Origin of the sequence: Pararobbsia alpina (genome assembly GCF_902859895.1) — a bacterium.
Taxonomy (GTDB): Bacteria; Pseudomonadota; Gammaproteobacteria; order Burkholderiales; family Burkholderiaceae; genus Pararobbsia; species Pararobbsia alpina.
In genome coordinates, this window is the sequence record NZ_CADIKM010000170.1 from 1 (window position 1) to 1,114 (window position 1,114).

The following is a 1,114-nucleotide window of genomic DNA, read 5'->3' on the forward strand; positions in this document are numbered from 1 at the left end:
CGCGCTGCGTGTATGTCTGGGAGGTTCGAAGAATCGGATCGAATGCGAGCGGGCGCTGCGCGTAATCGCCGAGATGCTCGAGCATCCGCATCTTCTGCATTCGCCAGTGATGTGAAGTAACCTGGTTGGCGCTGATACGATCAGATGGCGCGAATTGAAACACCCAGGACCGGACTCGTCTGGGTCGATGCGCTGTCGGTCGACCCGCGGTAACGTATGGCGTTGACTCCCCCAATCCGTTTACCGACGCGCCTTTGTCATTGTCCGGATGTGGACAAGCCCAGTTTCTCAGAGCGCATTCGCCGAAGATTGGTAAGCGCCCGGCAATCCCATCTTGAACGAAGCGCATCAAACCAGCGACGATCGTGTCCACCTTAAACTTAAGTGGACACGTGTACACCATGGAAGAGAATGTCGAAGTTCGAGTTTCACGGCGTCGTCGGCATAGCGCGGAATTCAAGGCGCAAGCCGTCCAGGCGTGCATGCAGCCCGGCGTCTCGATTGCTGCAGTGGCACTTCATTATCGGATGAACGCGAACCTGCTGCGTCGGTGGCTTAAGGCACAAGAGGAACGGAGTGCCGCGCCGGCGCTGAGTGGCGCAACGATTCCCGCGGCCGAGTTCGTACCGCTGCAACTGTGTGACGCGAAGTCGAGCGAGGTATCGCAGGACATCGTTGTGGAGCTGCGCCGCGGGGCGAGCGGTCACGTTGCGCTGGCCCGTGAGCGCTGCTGGCGAGTGCGCGCAATGGCTGCAGGGATGGCTCAGATGATCCGTATCGAGGCGATGTGGCTCGCGACCGAACCGCTGGACATGCGCGCCGGCGCCGATACGATTCTCGCGCGTGTGGTCAAGGTGTTCGGTGCTGCGCGGCCTCATCATGCGTACCTGTTCGCCAACAAGAGCTCGACCCGCATGAAGGTGCTGATCTACGACGGACTGGGTATCTGGCTTGCCGCGCGACGGCTGAACAAGGGCCGCTTCGTGTGGAGCGACGGACACGGCGAGCCCGCCGTCGTGTTGAACGCCGAACAGCTCGATGCGCTCGTCAAGGGCCTCGCGTGGCAGACACTCGCCTTTGATCACGCAATCCGCGTGGTCTGAGCCTGCGGAAC

General features: G+C 61.3%; 1 protein-coding gene. It reads left to right on the forward strand.

Going from position 1 to position 1,114, the window contains the following annotated elements:
* The first annotated feature begins 401 nt into the window (after nt 1–401).
* On the forward strand, nt 402–1,103 hold the full coding sequence (gene tnpB / locus HV670_RS31780; RefSeq protein WP_246258138.1) for an IS66 family insertion sequence element accessory protein TnpB: 702 nt from the start codon (nt 402–404) through the stop codon (nt 1,101–1,103).
* The last annotated feature ends 11 nt before the right edge of the window (nt 1,104–1,114 follow it).

Bases quoted from the DNA above. Each gene is read 5' to 3' on its own strand.
- tnpB (WP_246258138.1), top strand. From the start codon at position 402: ATGGAAGAGAATGTCGAAGTTCGAGTTTCACGGCGTCGTCGGCATAGC.